We start from the raw sequence: 15,184 nt of genomic DNA on the forward strand, positions 1-15,184 counted from the left end.
ATCGGGTGCTCCTTGGGAGGGCAATAAATTGGGTACGAGGGCAATGCTACTCTCGATAAGTCGATATAAAAGTTCATAAACGCAATGTTAATAATCAACGGAATTGATTGTTCTCTACAGCCCTTGTAAACCGGGCGTTTCCGGCCGATGTTTTTGCACCGGGATGGGTATTTTCGACTCACTCTCGCTGCGCAAAAGTGCGGGGCCGGTAACGCGGGACGGGAGGGGAAAGCCGCGTTCGACCGATCAATTACGGCAAAATCGTTTTTTCGATTAAACCTGCGGGCCATTTGCCAGTCGTAGATGTCATAGCGGGCCAGTTCTGGTCCCAGCGTTTTTCTTGAGCGTCGCAGTCGGGGGCGTTCAGTCGTATCAGGAGCCCTGTGCAATGACGCGCACTCGTAAAATTCTCGCCTGGACCTTCACCAGCCTTGTTGTGTTGTTGGCGGTTCTGGTGCTGGTCATCGTGTTCTTCGATTGGAACCGAATCAAACCGCCTCTCAACGCCAAAGTTTCCGAAGAGCTGCATCGACCCTTCGCCATCAATGGCAATCTGGCCGTGGTCTGGCGGCGCGAGCTTGGCGAAGGCGGCTGGCGCGCCTGGGTGCCGTGGCCGCACGTGGTGGCCGAAGACTTGAGCCTGGGCAACCCGGACTGGTCGAAAACGCCGCAAATGGCCACGCTCAAACGCGTCGAGCTGCGCATATCGCCCCTGGCCCTGCTGGCGCAGCGCGTAGTGATCCCGCGCATCGACCTCACCGAACCCAATGCCGAGCTGCAACGCCTGGCCGACGGTCGCGCTAACTGGACGTTCAAGTTCGACCCGAAAGACCCGAACGCCGAACCTTCTCCTTGGGTGGTGGACATCGGCGCGATCGGCTTCGACAAGGGCCATGTCACCCTCGACGATCAAAACTTGAAGACTCAGCTCGACCTGTTGATCGACCCGCTGGGCAAGCCGATCCCGTTCAGCGATATCGTCGGCGACAAAGCCGCGAAGACTGCGCAAGAGAAAGGCAATGCGCCCCAGGACTACGCGTTTGCGTTGAAGGTCAAAGGCCAGTACCACGGCCAGAAGCTGGCCGGGCAGGGCAAAATCGGCGGCCTGCTGGCCTTGCAGGATTCCGCCACGCCGTTTCCGCTGCAGGCTCAGGTGCAAATCGCCGACACCAATGTCGAGCTCGCCGGCACCCTGACCGATCCGCTGAACCTCGGCGCCCTGGATCTGCGCCTGAAGCTGGCCGGCGCCAGCCTGGGCAATCTCTATCCGCTGACCGGCGTGATCCTGCCCGACACTCCGCCGTATGCCACCGACGGTCACCTGGTCGCCAAGCTGCATGAGCCGGGGGGCGCGGTGTTCCGCTATGAAGAATTCAACGGCAAGATCGGCGCCAGCGATATCCATGGCAACCTGGCCTACGTCGCCAGCCAGCCAAGGCCAAAACTCAGTGGCTCGCTGCTGTCCAATCAACTGCTGTTTGCCGACCTGGCCCCGCTGATCGGCGCCGACTCCAACGCCAAGCAAAAGGCCCGGGGCGGTGAGAGCAAGCAGCCAGCGGACAAAGTGTTGCCGGTCGAAGAGTTCAAGACCGAGCGCTGGCGCGATATGGACGCCGATGTCGAGTTCACCGGCAAGCGCATCGTCCACAGCGAAAAACTGCCGTTCAACGACCTCTACACACACCTGGTACTCACCGATGGCGTGCTCAGTCTTGAACCGCTGCGCTTTGGCGTGGCTGGCGGCAAGCTGGATGCACAGATTCGCTTGAACGGTCACACCGATCCCATGGAAGGCAGGGCGAAACTCACCGCACGCGGTTTCAAACTGAAGCAGCTGTTTCCGACCTTTGAACCGATGAAAACCAGTTTCGGCGAGCTCAATGGCGATGCCGACATCACTGGCCGCGGCAACTCGGTGGCGAAATTGCTGGGCAGTGCCAACGGCAATCTGAAGATGCTGATCAACGACGGTGCCATCAGTCGCGAGCTGATGGAGCTGGCCGGGCTGAACGTCGGCAACTATGTGGTCGGTCGGATCTTTGGCGACAAGGAAGTGAAGATCAACTGCGCGGCTGCCGATTTCGATATCAAAAGCGGTCTGGCCACCACTCGGTTGTTTGTCTTCGATACAGAGAACGCGATCGTCTACATCGATGGCACGGCAAATATGGCGACCGAGCAACTGGACCTGACCATCACGCCGGAATCCAAGGGCTGGCGCCTGATTTCATTGCGTTCGCCGCTGTACGTGCGGGGCAAGTTCATCAAGCCTGATGCCGGTGTGAAGGCTGTGCCGTTGATGTTGCGCGGGGCCGGGATGGTGGCGCTTGGAGTGATCGCCGCGCCAGCGGCAGGTTTGCTGGCGCTGATAGCGCCGAGTGGCGGCGAGCCGAATCAATGTGCGCCGTTGCTGGAACAGATGAAGTCGGGCAAGGCGCCAGTAACCGTCAAACCCACCCGATAATCGCGCGTCTGCACTGACGTCATCGCGGGCAAGCCCGCTCCCACAGGGGATCACCGTACTTGTGGGAGCGGGCTTGCCCGCGATGGCGGACAGACAAGCGCTGCGTATCGCAATGTGAAGCACTCACGCCAAGGCATGCCCCGATATCAATGCCTCTTCACGCAACCACGCAAAAAACGCCCGCACCGGCGGATGCCGTTCGCGTCCCGGAACGCACAGCGCGCTATACCCGGCGCCGTCCACTTGCACGTTCCCTCGATAGGCCACCAGCAATCCGCTGGCCACGCTTTCGGACACCAGAATATTGCTGGCCAGTACCAGGCCTTGCCCGGCAATGGCTGCTTGCAGGGCGTAATGCTCTTCGTCGTATTCGCGCACCGCGGGCTCGCCTGCCAACCAGTTCTCGCCCGACCGCGCGCACCAGGCCTCCCAGCCATGGGCGTAAAGCTTGGAGTTGTGCCAGCGCACGCTGATCAGTGTCGGCGTGCGGGTCGTCGCCAACGCCACTTGTTCGGGGGAGCCATAAACGCCGAAGGACTCGTCGAACAGGCACAGGCCATACAGATTGGGATAGTCATCAAGGCTGTAGCGCACCGCCAGATCGACACTGGCGTCCTGATGCAAATCGATGACTTCGCAATGGGTATCGAGGCGCAGGCTGATGTTCGGGTGCCGAGCGTAAAAGCGCCCGAGTCGCGGTACCAGCCACAGGGCGGCGAAAGCGGCGGTGGTGGAGATCGTCAGGCTCGCGCCGCTGCGCTGCGGGCGCAGCGTGTCCACACTTTGTGCCACTTCCAGAAAGGCGCCATGCAGGCTGTGGAACAGCCGTTCACCGCACTCGGTCAGTCGCACCTGCCGTGGCAAGCGATCGAACAACGGCACGCCGAGCCAGGTTTCCAGCGAGCGAATCTGATGGGATACCGCCGTCGGCGTCACTGCGAGTTCTTCGGCAGCAGCCTTGAAGCTCAGCAGGCGTGAGGCGGATTCAAAAGCGCGCAGGGCGGTCAGCGGCAATGAGGCAAACATTGAACACTCCACGGATGAAATGGATTCATCCAGACTGATTTTTGCTCATTTGAAAAACGGCAGCTGCGAGCCTCAAGCTGCAAGCCACAAGCAGTTTGAGTTTAGTCCTTAAGGAGAATCAGATGAGCACAATTCTTGCGATTCATGCCAGTCCCCGTGGCGAGCGTTCTCATTCGCGGCGTTTGGCGGAAGTGTTTCTTTCAGCTTGGCAGGCTCGACATCCTCAGTCGCGGCTGACTCGCAGAGAGGTTGGGCGCGCATTGATTCCGCCGGTCAATGAAGCGTTCGTGGCTGCCGCGTTTTATCCGCAACCTGACGCGCGCCCATTGTCGATGCAGGCGGATCTGGCGTTCAGCGATGAGCTGGTTGGCGAGTTGTTGGACCATGACTTGCTGGTGATTTCCACGCCAATGCACAACTTCAGTGTGCCCAGCGGCTTGAAAGCGTGGATCGATCAGATCGTGCGGCTCGGGTTGACGTTTAACCACACCCTGGACAACGGCGTGGCGCAGTACGAACCGCTGGTGCGGGGCAAAAAGGCCTTGATCGTCACCAGTCGCGGCGGCTTCGGTTTTGGCCCCGGCGGTGAACTGGAAGCCATGAACCATGCCGATCCATTGCTGCGCACGGCGCTGGGCTTCATCGGCATCACCGATGTCACGGTGGTCGCTGCCGAGGGCGAAGAGTCCGAGGCGCGCACGTTCGAGGTTTCTGCCGCCGAGGCCGAACAGCGTCTATTGGCGCTGGCCAGGGAGTTCTAGATGGCCTGGCTGTTTTTGCTGATCGCCGCCGGTTTTGAAGTGACGTTCGCCATGGGCATGAAGTACGCCGAAGGCTTCACCCGGCTCTGGCCGTCGCTGATTACCGTCGTCGCGGCGGTGGGCGGGATTTACTTCCTGACCCTGGCCATGCGCGAATTGCCGGTGAGCATCGCGTACCCGATCTGGACCGCCATCGGCTCATTGGGCACTGTGTTTCTCGGATTTGCCTTGCTGGGCGAAAGCCTGACGGCGGTTAAGTTGGTGTCAGTCGGATTAATCGTCGCGGGTGTGGTGGGGCTGAAGTAAGGCACTTCGCGCCCCACCCGGGTCGGATTCCTGAAGGAGCTGGCTTGCTGGCGATGGTCGTTGACGATAACGCGTAGGGGCTGGTTAAACGCGGCGCACTTGAGACCATCGCCAGCAAGCCGGCTCCTACAGGGGGGCGTGAAGAACGTGAAACGAGGACGGATGTCATAGACTGGTCGTCGAGTTGTCATGTTCGCTGGTGATGCTTGGCGGATGTCTTGCATCACGCCTTGCGTCACTTCACCGATCACAAGGATGTCCGCCCATGTCGCAAGGTTCCGCCCCGCGTTATCCGATTGTGTTGGTCCCGGGAATGCTCGGGTTTATTCGTCTGGTGCTTTATCCGTACTGGTACGGGATCATTTCGGCGCTGCGCCAGGGTGGTGCGGTGGTGTTTGCGGTGCAGGTCTCGCCGCTCAACTCCAGCGAGGTGCGCGGTGAACAACTGTTGGCGCGCATCGAAGAGATTCTGCGCGAGACCGGGGCCGGGAAGGTCAATCTGATCGGCCACAGCCAAGGTTCGCTGACGGCCCGATATGCTGCCGCCAAGCGCCCGGATTGGGTGGCGTCGGTGACGTCGGTGGCAGGGCCGAATCATGGCTCGGAGCTGGCGGATTATCTGCACAAACATTATCCCCATGACAGCGCCGCAGGCCGGCTGATGACCTTTCTGCTGCGGATGATCGCTGCCCTGATGAGCCTGTTGGAAACCGGTTATCGCGGGCCGAAATTTCCCGTTGATGTTCATGCGTCCCACCACGCACTCACCACCGAAGGCGTGGCGCTGTTCAATCAGCGTTATCCACAGGGCTTGCCCGAAACCTGGGGCGGGCAGGGGCCGGAAGAGGTCAATGGTGTGCGGTATTACTCGTGGTCCGGCACCTTGCAGCCGGGCAAAACGGACAGCGGACGCAACGTGCTCGACGGCACCAACCGCAGTTGCCGGTTGTTTGCCAAAACCTTTGTGCGTGAAGCGGGGCATTGTGACGGGATGGTCGGGCGCTACAGTTCGCACCTGGGGACGGTGATTGGCGACGAGTACCCGCTGGATCACTTCGACATCGTCAATCAGTCGTTGGGGTTGGTGGGGAAAGGGGCGGAGCCGATTCGGTTGTTTGTTGAGCATGCGGCTCGGCTGAACGCGGCAGGGCTATAGATTCCTGTGGCGAGGGAGCTTGCTCCCGCTGGGGCGCGAAGCGGCCCCAAAAAATGGGACTGCTTCGCAGTCAGCGGGAGCAAGCTCCCTCGCCACAAAGAAATTATGCGCGGCGCAACACGGTGGTCCAACGCTCAGAAAGAATCACCCCACCCAACGTCAGTAGCCCGCCCACCAAGTGGTACAACGCCAACTGCTCATGCAGCACCACCGCCGCAATCAGCGCGGTAATCAATGGCAGCAAATTGAAAAACAGCGTGGTCCGGCTCGGCCCCAGACGCACGACGGCCTGCATCCACGCCAACGGCGCGACCATCGAGGCCAGCAAACAGGCATACAGCACCAGCGGAATATTCTGCAGCGTAAGGCCGGTTTTCTGCGAAGCGAGGAACAGCGGAAACAAAACCACCACGGCCACCAGCACCTGCAAATACAGCAACACCAGCGGCGGCAAACGCAGCTGCCATTTTTTCAGCAGGGTGCTGTAGATCGCGTAGGCCAGGGTGGCGATCAGCATCATCGCGTCGCCCAGGTTCACCCCGTGCTCGAGCAACACGCCAAGGCTGCCGGACGAAACCACCACCAGTACCCCGGCGAACGACAGCACCGCACCGGCCAGGGCACCCATGGTCAGGCGTTGACCGAGGCTGATGATCGCCATGGCCAGCGACATCAAGGGCATCAGCGACAGGATGATGCCCATGTTGGTGGCCGAGGTCAGGCTAGCGGCGAAATACGCCAGGCTCTGATAGACCGCCATGCCCAGCACGCCGAGAACGAAAATCTTAGCCAGATTCGGGCGGATCAGCGGCCAATGGGCGATCACCGGTTTGAGCATGAAGGGCGTGAACAGCAATCCGGCGAGCAGCCAGCGGTAGAAGCCAATCTCGGCGGGGAAGATCGCCCCGGCCGACATTTTGGTGATCACGGTGTTACCGGCCCATATGAAAATGGCCAGCAGGGGATACGCGTATTGCATCAGAGGAAAAACCAGAACGTTAATGAAGGGCAATTATCCTCTGTCCGGATACACGCCTATACTTCGATCCAGACAACCCACCCTTGATTCCGGACAGCATGACCAGTAAACACATCGACCTGCTGGATTTCAGCGAACTGCCGGCCCCGGTGTACTTCCGCTATGCCGACTTCGACACGCACGAATACGCTTCGGCGCACCGGCACCCCTGGGGCACGCTGGAATATTCGGCCAACGGTGTGTTGCACATGGAAATCGGCAGCCGCCGTTTCATGTCGCCGCCGCAATATGCGGTGTGGGTGCCGCCCGAGACCGAGCACAGCTTCTACAGCAACCAGCCGATCAACTACCGTGCGGTCTGCCTTGCGCCGGCGCTTTGCCGTGACTTGCCGCAGCAGGCCTGCACCCTGGCCATCAGCGACATCCTCAAGGCGATCCTCAAGGACTTCGCCACCCGCGACGTGAAGATTCCCGAGCAGGATGCGGACAAGCGTCTGGCCCAGGTATTGGTGGATCAACTGCAACAGGCGCCGGTGCATGAGTGCTATCTGCCCTACGCCAGCAGCCCGGGACTACTCGGCATACTGGTAGCCCTGCAAGCCGAGCCTGGGGATAACCGGCCGCTGGCGGATTGGGCGGCGCACATTCATGTCAGCGAACGTACCCTGGCGCGACAGTTTGTCCGCGAACTGGGCATGAGTTTCGGCGAGTGGCGCCAGCGCCTGCGATTTCTCGCCGCCATCGAAGCGCTAGACAGTCACCGCAGTATTCAGGAAGTCGCCTTCGATATGGGCTATAGCACCGGTTCGGCGTTTATCGCGATGTTCCAGCGTCAGGCCGGGTGTACGCCTGACTATTACCGGCGCAATAAGATGTTTTAACAAACCCGAAAAGATATTTCGTACAACATTATAAGAAACGAACTTCAAGAGAACAGAGTTGGCACTCTGTAGGCTTCGATGCTCTTTATCCAAGTCTGCAGGTAATAATGATGAACGATTTATTGTTGAAGTCTGTTGGTATTTCGGACTCTTCCGATATTGAACACGAAGACAGTATTCACTCCGATTTTATAAGAAGCGCTATTCCCGACTGGCTGGTTAACACCTCTGTTAAGCGGATGGGGGATTTGCGCAACGCCCCTAAAGTCATTCCAGATTGGAGCAAAACGGCATCCCACACCGAGCATGTGGCTGCCAAACACGCCACGCGAGCCAGTTGGCAGGCGCAGAGCGAGGTCGATCAATTGCTCGGAAAGCTGCAGGATGTCGAGTCGTTCGCCCGGCCGTTGCTGGCTCAAGCGCTCAAGGAGCAATACAACGTCGTCGTAGATGTTGGTGAAACTTTTCTACGCTTGTACTCCCCGGCTAAAACATCGAACTGGTCATTGAATGTCACAGGCGGTGTTAGTTCCAGAACTGTGTCATTGCTTTCAGCGGCACTGCATAATTTTGCCGAGGGTGAAGTCTTTACCGCTGACTCCGCTTTTATCAGTAAGCCAGACATGAGCAATCGGGTTGAAATAAAAAAGTTGGGTATAACGGTCGATCAGTTCAAGGCGCTGTGCCGAACACTGGATATCGGTTCCCGGTACAAAGAATATCTGGAAAGTTATCTGATTCCCGACGATGCCATGGGTAGGGCTGAGTTGCAGCACCGCATCGTCGCCAGTCATAGAAGTGCCATGAAGGCGGCAGCACATTTGGCGTTGTTGAAGAAAGACATCGGCGCAGCGGCGTACCAGACGGTATTGAACATGGTGCTGGGCAAAAAGGGCCTGGTATTCGATGGCGGTCCCGTACGCTACTACCACTTGAGTATGCTCGACACCTGCTTGACCGGCATTGTGCTCATCGCCGCCGATCTCGACACACCCGGTGCCAGCGTCCGGCGCGTCATTGCCTATATACCGCACGATCCTGAGCACCCGCTGAAAGAATACGCCTCAACGGTCGAATTCGCGCTTGAGCTGACTCGCCAGCTACGGGGCAGCGGTCCGGCGTCCACTTCCTCGGGGTCGAGCTACCAGGCGTTTTTCAGTCGATTCGTGGAGCATGGGCAACGTGGACATTTCTTCGCCGCGCTCAATGCAAAACTCTGGGAAATCACCTATCAAGGCGTACAGCCCGGCTCCAATTTGCCCGCCTGGCGCGAAACCCAGGTGGAGCGCCCTCTTCTGCGGTTCGCCTCCGAGTCCTTTGAAAGCGACAGCGCCAGCCGCTATAAAGGCGATCCGTGGGTTTATCTCTTTGAGAGACAGGTGGACAAGGTCCTTGCCGACGGGCGCGCGCTGGCCGTGACCACCGCCGACGCGGACAGCGCCGCACGTTGGGCGTGGATTGAAAACCTGGAAAAAATGCTCTCCGACATCATGAACGTTGCGTTGTTCGTCGTGACCCCGTTTGTCCCGGTGCTCGGGGAAGCCATGATGGCGTATATGGTTTATCAGCTGGTCGAAGGGGTGGTGGAAGGCGTCGTCGAGCTTGCCGAGGGCGATTACTTAGCGGCAGCGGAGCATCTGGTCGGCGTTGCTGAAAACCTCATTCAATTGGGCGCCTTTGTCGCTGGCGGGTTAATCGCTACTCGAGTGGTGAAACCCAGGTTGTCGTCATTCCTTGAGGGCGCCCGGCAGGTCACGCTGAAAAACGGTGAGCAGCGGCTATGGGGGCAAAATCTGCAACCCTATCTGCAACAGAACCTGCGTCTGGCAGCGGACTCCAACCCCGATGTTTACGGGTTGCACCAACACCAGGGCAGGCAGATTTTGCCGTTGGACGCTGGCCATTTCGAACTCAAGGCCGATTCGCAAGCCGGCAAGTATCGCGTCGAGCATCCGACCCGACCCGAGGCCTACCAGCCGGTGGCACATAGTAACGGTAGCGGCGCTTTTGTAATCGAGGGCGAGAAACCTCATACCTGGGATGCCGAAACGCTGATCAAGCGACTCGGTCCCTCGGTGAAAGGATTGACGGACCGGCTCGGCGACATTCGCACCGTCAGTCGCGCCGACCTTGGAGCGCTTGTGCGCATGTACGCCGATAACGAGCGGGCGATCCCTTTACTCAGCGATACGGTGGCACGGTTCCGGATCGACCGGGATATTCACACGTTCATCCGCGATATCGGCAGCTCCCATGCACAGGATTACCTGCAGGCCGACCCGCTATGGCAGTTTCAGCTGCTGGATGGTTTGTGGCCCGGCCGGGCGATCGTACTCAAGGGGGCTGATGGGCAAGTGCTGTACTCCATCGGGGCCGGAACCGAACCTGTGTCAGTGCATTTGGACCGACTGGCGAATACCGACCTGATCGACACCTTGCTGTCGAATCTCGATGACGCCGAGACCCGCCAACTGCTGGGTGATCAAGCCCATGCGCCGCTCGGCAGCCGCCAGCAGAATGCCGAGCGTTTGAGGGGGCAGCTCGCGCAACGGGCAGGTCAACGCAAGGCTTCGTTGTTCTTCTCTCGCTACCGAGGTATCGAGCGAGCCGTCGGTGCCGAGGCGAGATTCATCCAGGACGAGATATCAGGATTGCCCGGTGTCGTCGCAGAAGAACTGGTCGCGCTAGCGCGCCCGGAGGATTTGCAGGCGCTCAAGCTGCGCAGGCTTCCCGCACGACTTGAACAACTCGCGAATTGGGCGCTCAGGGACGTGCGGATCAGCCGGGCGTATGAGGGCTTTTATCTGGAGTCGGTCGACAATCCGGACTTCGACGCCTTGGCGTTGCATTCGCTGGAAAACCTGCCGGGCTGGAACACCGATGTCAGGATCGAACTGCGTCACTACAGCGTCGACGGTCGACAACTGGACAGCATCGGCCGTGATGACGCCGCGATTCGACGTACGCTTGTTTTGAGCGATAGCGGGGTCTTCCAGGCCCATGACGTACAAGGCAATGCCCTGCATTCAAGCAATGATTTGTTTACCTCGATCTTGCAGGCATTGCCCGATGCCGAGCGTGATGCGTTGCAGATTCATATCGGCCAGGGTCCGGTGCTGAAAGCGGCGCTGCGCGACCATGCCCTGAAGCCCTACAGGCTGTTAAGCGTCCTTTCCGGTTTGCCCGAACTGAAAAGTCCGACATTCGATCCGGCGGTGATGCGCCTGCGCGGGGGCGCTCCCACCTTGACGGGGGAGGTTGCACGTCTGCAAGTCGTCGAGCAGGACTTTGGGGAGTTCGTTGAACAAGGGTTCCATCCGAGCATCCCGTCGTTTCAACGATACAACTACGTGCGCGGCCTGGAGCTGATGTCCGAGAGCTTGCCCGACGATTGCTTTAACACCCTCTGGGAGGGAGTTTCCAAAGCGAACGGGGAAGGCTACGAGGCCAATCTGCGAGCGGTGCAAAGCATTGAGGTGTTGCCTGACCTGAAAAAGCTGATGACGCCTGAGCAGTTCGATGCATTGATCGAGCGGCTGTTCACCGAGGACGGTTTGGTGGTACTGGCGGAGTCCGAACGCAATCTGGGCGCCCGGGCGCGCGATCTCGAGCAAACCGGGCGCCTCGATGAATATCAGACGCTGCAACAGGCAGTCAGGGAAAGCATTGCGCCGACCAGCGAGCCATGGGTGGCGTTGCAGGAGTATGCCGGTGAGCTTGGATCGAGCGTATCGGAGGCTGCGCAGCCGGTCGAAGTAACACCGCAGGTCATGGTTAACTTGCGTCAGGCACAACGTGCCATCTATCGAGCCAAGGAACTGTTGCCGTTATCGGGCAACCAGTTGCCGAGCATTTGGGAAAACGGCGGTTCGGCTATCGCGAAAATAAAGGGGTTGCGAGGACTGGATCTTCAGGAGGGTGACTTCACCGCGCGGATGACCATTGCCGAACATGCGCGCAAGGCCATCGACATCAAGGGCGGAAACTGTTCGGAAAACTCGAAGGTGACGTTCGCGCTGTTGGCCAGCCAACCGAGAACCTCGCGAATTCACCTCGTCAGAGCCACCGCGTTCGACCATCAGTACGTGGTGATTGGCGATGACTTGGGCAATCTCCAGCAACTGGTGGTTGCCGATTCGTGGCCGGAATTTCCTGTCGCCCACACGGCCGACAATGGTTATTTCGAGTTTGAACTGCCAGCGCTGGCAACCCTGGAGCCAGGCCCCGCCAGTGCGGACTTTGCCTATATCAACGAATTGCCGACGGGCCGGCCGGCGCTGCCAGAGGTTTCCCGGGACAACACCGTCAGGCAGATAACCATAAACAAACTGTACAGGTCGGGGGCTTATGCTCAGTTCACGTCATTAAAGACGTTGGGAACGCAATACAGTTTGCCGGGGGAAGTCGGGGTGTCGTTCGAGCGATTACCCGATTCCGTGATCGAAAAGCGCCTGTCAGCCTGGCGAGGCTATCAACAGGCATTCAAGAGCCTGTTGGACGAGTAGTCCGCTACCGGATCACCGGCCGAATGAACGTTTCTGGCTGGAGGAAGGTGTAACAAGGCTTGGCTACACTCTGGGTGGATGCCGCATCTTTCGATGCGGCGACAAGGAGAAAACTCCGTGAAGATAATGCGTGTCCCTTTTTTGATGATCGGGTTGCTGCTCTGCTCCCAGGGTTTCGCCACCACCGAGCAACAGGACAAGATGACCACCTGCAACGCCGACGCCAGCGCCAAAAGCCTCAAGGGCGATGAGCGCAAACTCTTCATGAGCAATTGCCTTAAAGCAACGCCGCCGGCGACCGATGTCCCTGCGACCTTGACGCCGCAGCAGGAAAAAATGAAAACCTGTAACGCCGACGCAACGACCAAAGCCCTCAAGGGTGATGAGCGCAAGGTGTTCATGAGTGATTGCCTGAAGAAGAAATGAGTCATGGGTGGCGGCGAGATTGTAGCGTTAACTGTTCTGGCCTCATCGCGGGCAAGCCCGCTCCCACAGTTTCTCTGTCGAACTCGACTTCCATGACCGACCGGAAACTTGTGGGAGCGGGCTTGCCCGCGATAGGGCCGGTACGGGCACTGCAAAAGAAAGCCTGAGCCCCCGACCAAGGTCGACCCACACAATCCCTAGTGCTGTCACCCGAACGCTGGCAGACTGCCAATCCTTTTACGCCGTTCGTTTTGAGGCTGTATGCCAACGTTTTCGCAGCGTCATGTTTTGCTGGTCATCAGCTGGGTCATCATCTTTGGCGGACTTTTACTGGTCCTTCCGTTGCGCTTGCTGCCGAGCCTGCTCGCCGGGTTGCTGGTGTTCGAACTGGTCAACATGCTCACCCCGCAACTTCAGCGGCTGATCGAAGGTCGGCGTGCGCGCTGGCTGGCGGTGGCGTTGCTGGGGACGCTGATTGTCAGCGTACTGTCGCTGATCTTCGCCGGTGCCATCAGCTTCCTGCTGCACGAGGCGGAAAACCCCGGCGCTTCCCTCGACAAGTTCATGGGCGTAGTCGACCGCGCACGCGGGCAACTGCCGCCGTTCATCGACGCCTATCTGCCGGCCAGTGCCGCAGAATTTCGCGTGGCGATTGGCGAATGGGTCAGCAAACATCTCAGTGACTTGCAACTGGTGGGCAAGGACGCGGCACACATGTTCGTGACGCTGCTGATCGGCATGGTGCTCGGCGCGATCATCGCCTTGCAGCGCATCCCCGACCTGACCAAACGCAAACCATTGGCGGCCGCGCTGTTTGATCGTCTGCACCTGCTGGTCCAGGCGTTTCGCAACATCGTGTTCGCGCAGATCAAGATTTCCCTGCTCAACACCTTCTTCACCGGGATTTTCCTGGCGGTGATTCTGCCGATGTTCGGCATCAAATTGCCGCTGACCAAAACCCTGATCGTGCTGACCTTCCTGCTCGGCCTGTTGCCGGTGATCGGCAACCTGATGTCGAACACCCTCATCACCATCGTCGGCCTGTCGCTGTCGATCTGGGTGGCCATGGCGGCGCTGGGTTACCTGATTTTTATCCACAAGCTCGAATACTTCCTCAACGCGCGCATTGTCGGCGGGCAGATCAGTGCCAAGTCGTGGGAGTTGCTGCTGGCGATGCTGGTGTTCGAGGCCGCGTTCGGCCTGCCGGGGGTGGTGGCGGGGCCGATTTATTACGCGTATTTGAAGAGCGAGTTGAAGCAGGTGGGGATGGTTTGATCTGCTGTTGATCTAATTGTGGCGAGGGAGCTTGCTCCCGCTGGGGCGCAAAGCGGCCCCAAAAAATGGAACTGCTCCGCAGTTCAGCGGGAGCAAGCTCCCTCGCCACAGAGGATCACATCAGTTCATCGGGCCGTAGCGTTTCGCCGCCTCAATCGCCAAACCACTACCGATACTGCCAAAGATATTCCCTTCCACATGCCGCGCATTCGGCAGCATCGCCGACACGCTGTTGCGCAGCGCCGGAATCCCGCTCGAACCACCCGTGAAGAACACCGTATCCACCTGATCGACCCGCACATCGGCGTCTGCCAGCAGTTGGGTCACGCTGTTGCGCACCCGCTCCAGCAGGTTGTCGATGGCCGACTCAAACAGCGCACGGCTCAGTTCCACGCTCAGACCGGCTTCGATGCGATCCAGCGGCACGTGACGGCTGTCGGCGTGGGTCAGCTGGATCTTGGTTTCTTCCACTTCCATGGCCAGCCAGTGGCCGGCGCGTTGCTCGATCAACTTGAACAGGCGATCGATGCCGCCGGTGTCTTCGATGTCGTAACGCATGCTGCCCAAGGCCAGGGTCGACTTTTGCGAGTACACCGAGTTGATGGTGTGCCAGGTCGCCAGGTTCATGTGGTGGCTGGTCGGCATGTAGGCGCCGCTCTTCATGCGGCTGCCGTAGCCGAACAGCGGCATCAGGCCTTGCAGGCTCAATTGTTTGTCGAAGTCGGTCCCGCCGATGTGCACGCCGCCAGTGGCGAGGATGTCGTCGTGGCGGTTGTCGTGGTTGCGTCGCTCCGGGGACAGGCGCACCAGCGAGAAGTCCGAGGTACCACCGCCGATGTCGACGATCAGCACCAGCTCTTCTTTTTCGATGGTCGACTCGTAGTCGAACGCCGCCGCAATCGGTTCGTACTGGAAGGACACCTCTTTAAAGCCGATGGCGCGAGCTACGTCGACCAAAGTGTTTTCCGCTTCCTGGTCGGCCATTTCGTCGTCATCGACAAAGAACACCGGACGACCCAGCACCACTTCTTCAAATTCCCGACCGGCGGTGGTCTCGGCGCGCTTCTTCAGCTGGCCGATGAATAGCCCGAGCAGGTCCTTGAACGGCATCGCCGTGCCGAGGACGCTGGTGTCGTGCTTGATCAGTTTGGAGCCCAGCAGGCTCTTGAGCGAGCGCATCAACCGGCCTTCGTAGCCTTCCAGGTACTCGTGCAGCGCCAGGCGGCCGTACACCGGGCGGCGCTCTTCCATGTTGAAGAACACCACCGAAGGCAGGGTGATCTTGTCGTCCTCCAGCGCGATCAGCGTTTCCACGCCGGGACGCAGCCAGCCGACGGTGGAGTTGGACGTGCCGAAGTCGATGCCGCAGGCACGGGCTGGAGATGCGTTTTTCATGACTTTCAGG

Annotated in this window: 11 protein-coding genes; 8 read left to right on the top strand and 3 right to left on the bottom strand. The window is 59.3% G+C overall.

The annotated features are described in order from the left end of the window. Positions 1–388 precede the first annotated feature (388 nt). Positions 389–2,464, top strand: coding sequence for an AsmA family protein (locus NL64_RS19325; RefSeq protein ID WP_034149664.1), 2,076 nt, complete (start codon positions 389–391; stop codon positions 2,462–2,464). A gap of 123 nt (positions 2,465–2,587) precedes the next feature. On the opposite strand, the gene NL64_RS19330 is transcribed toward NL64_RS19325, so the two are convergent. Further along, positions 2,588–3,502 (bottom strand): LysR substrate-binding domain-containing protein, encoded by a 915-nt coding sequence (locus NL64_RS19330; protein ID WP_172668692.1) that lies wholly within the window; start codon positions 3,500–3,502, stop codon positions 2,588–2,590. 110 nt (positions 3,503–3,612) lie between these two features. On the opposite strand from NL64_RS19330, the gene NL64_RS19335 reads away from it, so the two are divergent. The 3 genes from NL64_RS19335 to NL64_RS19345 all read left to right on the top strand — a co-directional run bounded on the left by NL64_RS19335 (position 3,613) and on the right by NL64_RS19345 (position 5,713). Continuing rightward, the gene (locus NL64_RS19335) at positions 3,613–4,251 is read left to right on the top strand and encodes an FMN-dependent NADH-azoreductase (protein WP_034149666.1); all 639 of its coding nucleotides are present in this window, start codon (positions 3,613–3,615) and stop codon (positions 4,249–4,251) included. Further along, the gene (locus NL64_RS19340; protein ID WP_034149667.1) at positions 4,252–4,557 is read left to right on the top strand and encodes a DMT family transporter; all 306 of its coding nucleotides are present in this window, start codon (positions 4,252–4,254) and stop codon (positions 4,555–4,557) included. A 265-nt stretch (positions 4,558–4,822) separates the two neighbouring features. Continuing rightward, complete coding sequence (locus NL64_RS19345) at positions 4,823–5,713, top strand: lipase family alpha/beta hydrolase (RefSeq protein WP_034149668.1); 891 nt, start codon at positions 4,823–4,825, stop codon at positions 5,711–5,713. A gap of 103 nt (positions 5,714–5,816) precedes the next feature. Here NL64_RS19345 and NL64_RS19350 read toward each other — a convergent pair whose 3' ends face one another. Beyond that, on the bottom strand, positions 5,817–6,692 hold the full coding sequence (locus NL64_RS19350; RefSeq protein ID WP_034149669.1) for a DMT family transporter: 876 nt from the start codon (positions 6,690–6,692) through the stop codon (positions 5,817–5,819). Positions 6,693–6,790: 98 nt separating this feature from the next. Between NL64_RS19350 and NL64_RS19355 the strand changes: the two genes are divergently transcribed. The 4 genes from NL64_RS19355 (at position 6,791) to NL64_RS19370 (ending at position 13,779) form a co-directional block, all read left to right on the top strand. Continuing rightward, a complete protein-coding gene (locus tag NL64_RS19355) occupies positions 6,791–7,573 on the top strand; it encodes an AraC family transcriptional regulator (protein ID WP_034149670.1) in 783 nt (260 codons plus the stop codon). A 110-nt stretch (positions 7,574–7,683) separates the two neighbouring features. Then, positions 7,684–12,078 carry a dermonecrotic toxin domain-containing protein gene (locus NL64_RS19360; RefSeq protein ID WP_253277098.1) on the top strand — a complete coding sequence of 1,465 codons (4,395 nt, stop codon included), beginning with the start codon at positions 7,684–7,686 and terminating at the stop codon, positions 12,076–12,078. Between the two features lie 117 nt (positions 12,079–12,195). Next, on the top strand, positions 12,196–12,504 hold the full coding sequence (locus tag NL64_RS19365; protein ID WP_034149672.1) for a PsiF family protein: 309 nt from the start codon (positions 12,196–12,198) through the stop codon (positions 12,502–12,504). 261 nt (positions 12,505–12,765) lie between these two features. Continuing rightward, the gene (locus tag NL64_RS19370) at positions 12,766–13,779 is read left to right on the top strand and encodes an AI-2E family transporter (protein WP_034149673.1); all 1,014 of its coding nucleotides are present in this window, start codon (positions 12,766–12,768) and stop codon (positions 13,777–13,779) included. 120 nt (positions 13,780–13,899) lie between these two features. Here NL64_RS19370 and NL64_RS19375 read toward each other — a convergent pair whose 3' ends face one another. Then, positions 13,900–15,174, bottom strand: a complete 1,275-nt coding sequence (locus tag NL64_RS19375) for an Hsp70 family protein (RefSeq protein WP_034149674.1) — start codon at positions 15,172–15,174, stop codon at positions 13,900–13,902. Positions 15,175–15,184 lie beyond the last annotated feature (10 nt).

This window comes from Pseudomonas fluorescens (genome assembly GCF_000802965.1).
GTDB lineage: Bacteria > Pseudomonadota > Gammaproteobacteria > Pseudomonadales > Pseudomonadaceae > Aquipseudomonas > Aquipseudomonas fluorescens_A.

Coding starts and splice junctions, on each gene's coding strand:
- NL64_RS19370 (WP_034149673.1), top strand. CDS start 12,766: ATGCCAACGTTTTCGCAGCGTCATGTTTTGCTGGTCATCAGCTGGGTC.
- NL64_RS19335 (WP_034149666.1), top strand. CDS start 3,613: ATGAGCACAATTCTTGCGATTCATGCCAGTCCCCGTGGCGAGCGTTCT.
- NL64_RS19325 (WP_034149664.1), top strand. CDS start 389: ATGACGCGCACTCGTAAAATTCTCGCCTGGACCTTCACCAGCCTTGTT.
- NL64_RS19350 (WP_034149669.1), bottom strand. CDS start 6,692: ATGCAATACGCGTATCCCCTGCTGGCCATTTTCATATGGGCCGGTAAC.
- NL64_RS19375 (WP_034149674.1), bottom strand. CDS start 15,174: ATGAAAAACGCATCTCCAGCCCGTGCCTGCGGCATCGACTTCGGCACG.
- NL64_RS19355 (WP_034149670.1), top strand. CDS start 6,791: ATGACCAGTAAACACATCGACCTGCTGGATTTCAGCGAACTGCCGGCC.
- NL64_RS19360 (WP_253277098.1), top strand. CDS start 7,684: ATGAACGATTTATTGTTGAAGTCTGTTGGTATTTCGGACTCTTCCGAT.
- NL64_RS19340 (WP_034149667.1), top strand. CDS start 4,252: ATGGCCTGGCTGTTTTTGCTGATCGCCGCCGGTTTTGAAGTGACGTTC.
- NL64_RS19345 (WP_034149668.1), top strand. CDS start 4,823: ATGTCGCAAGGTTCCGCCCCGCGTTATCCGATTGTGTTGGTCCCGGGA.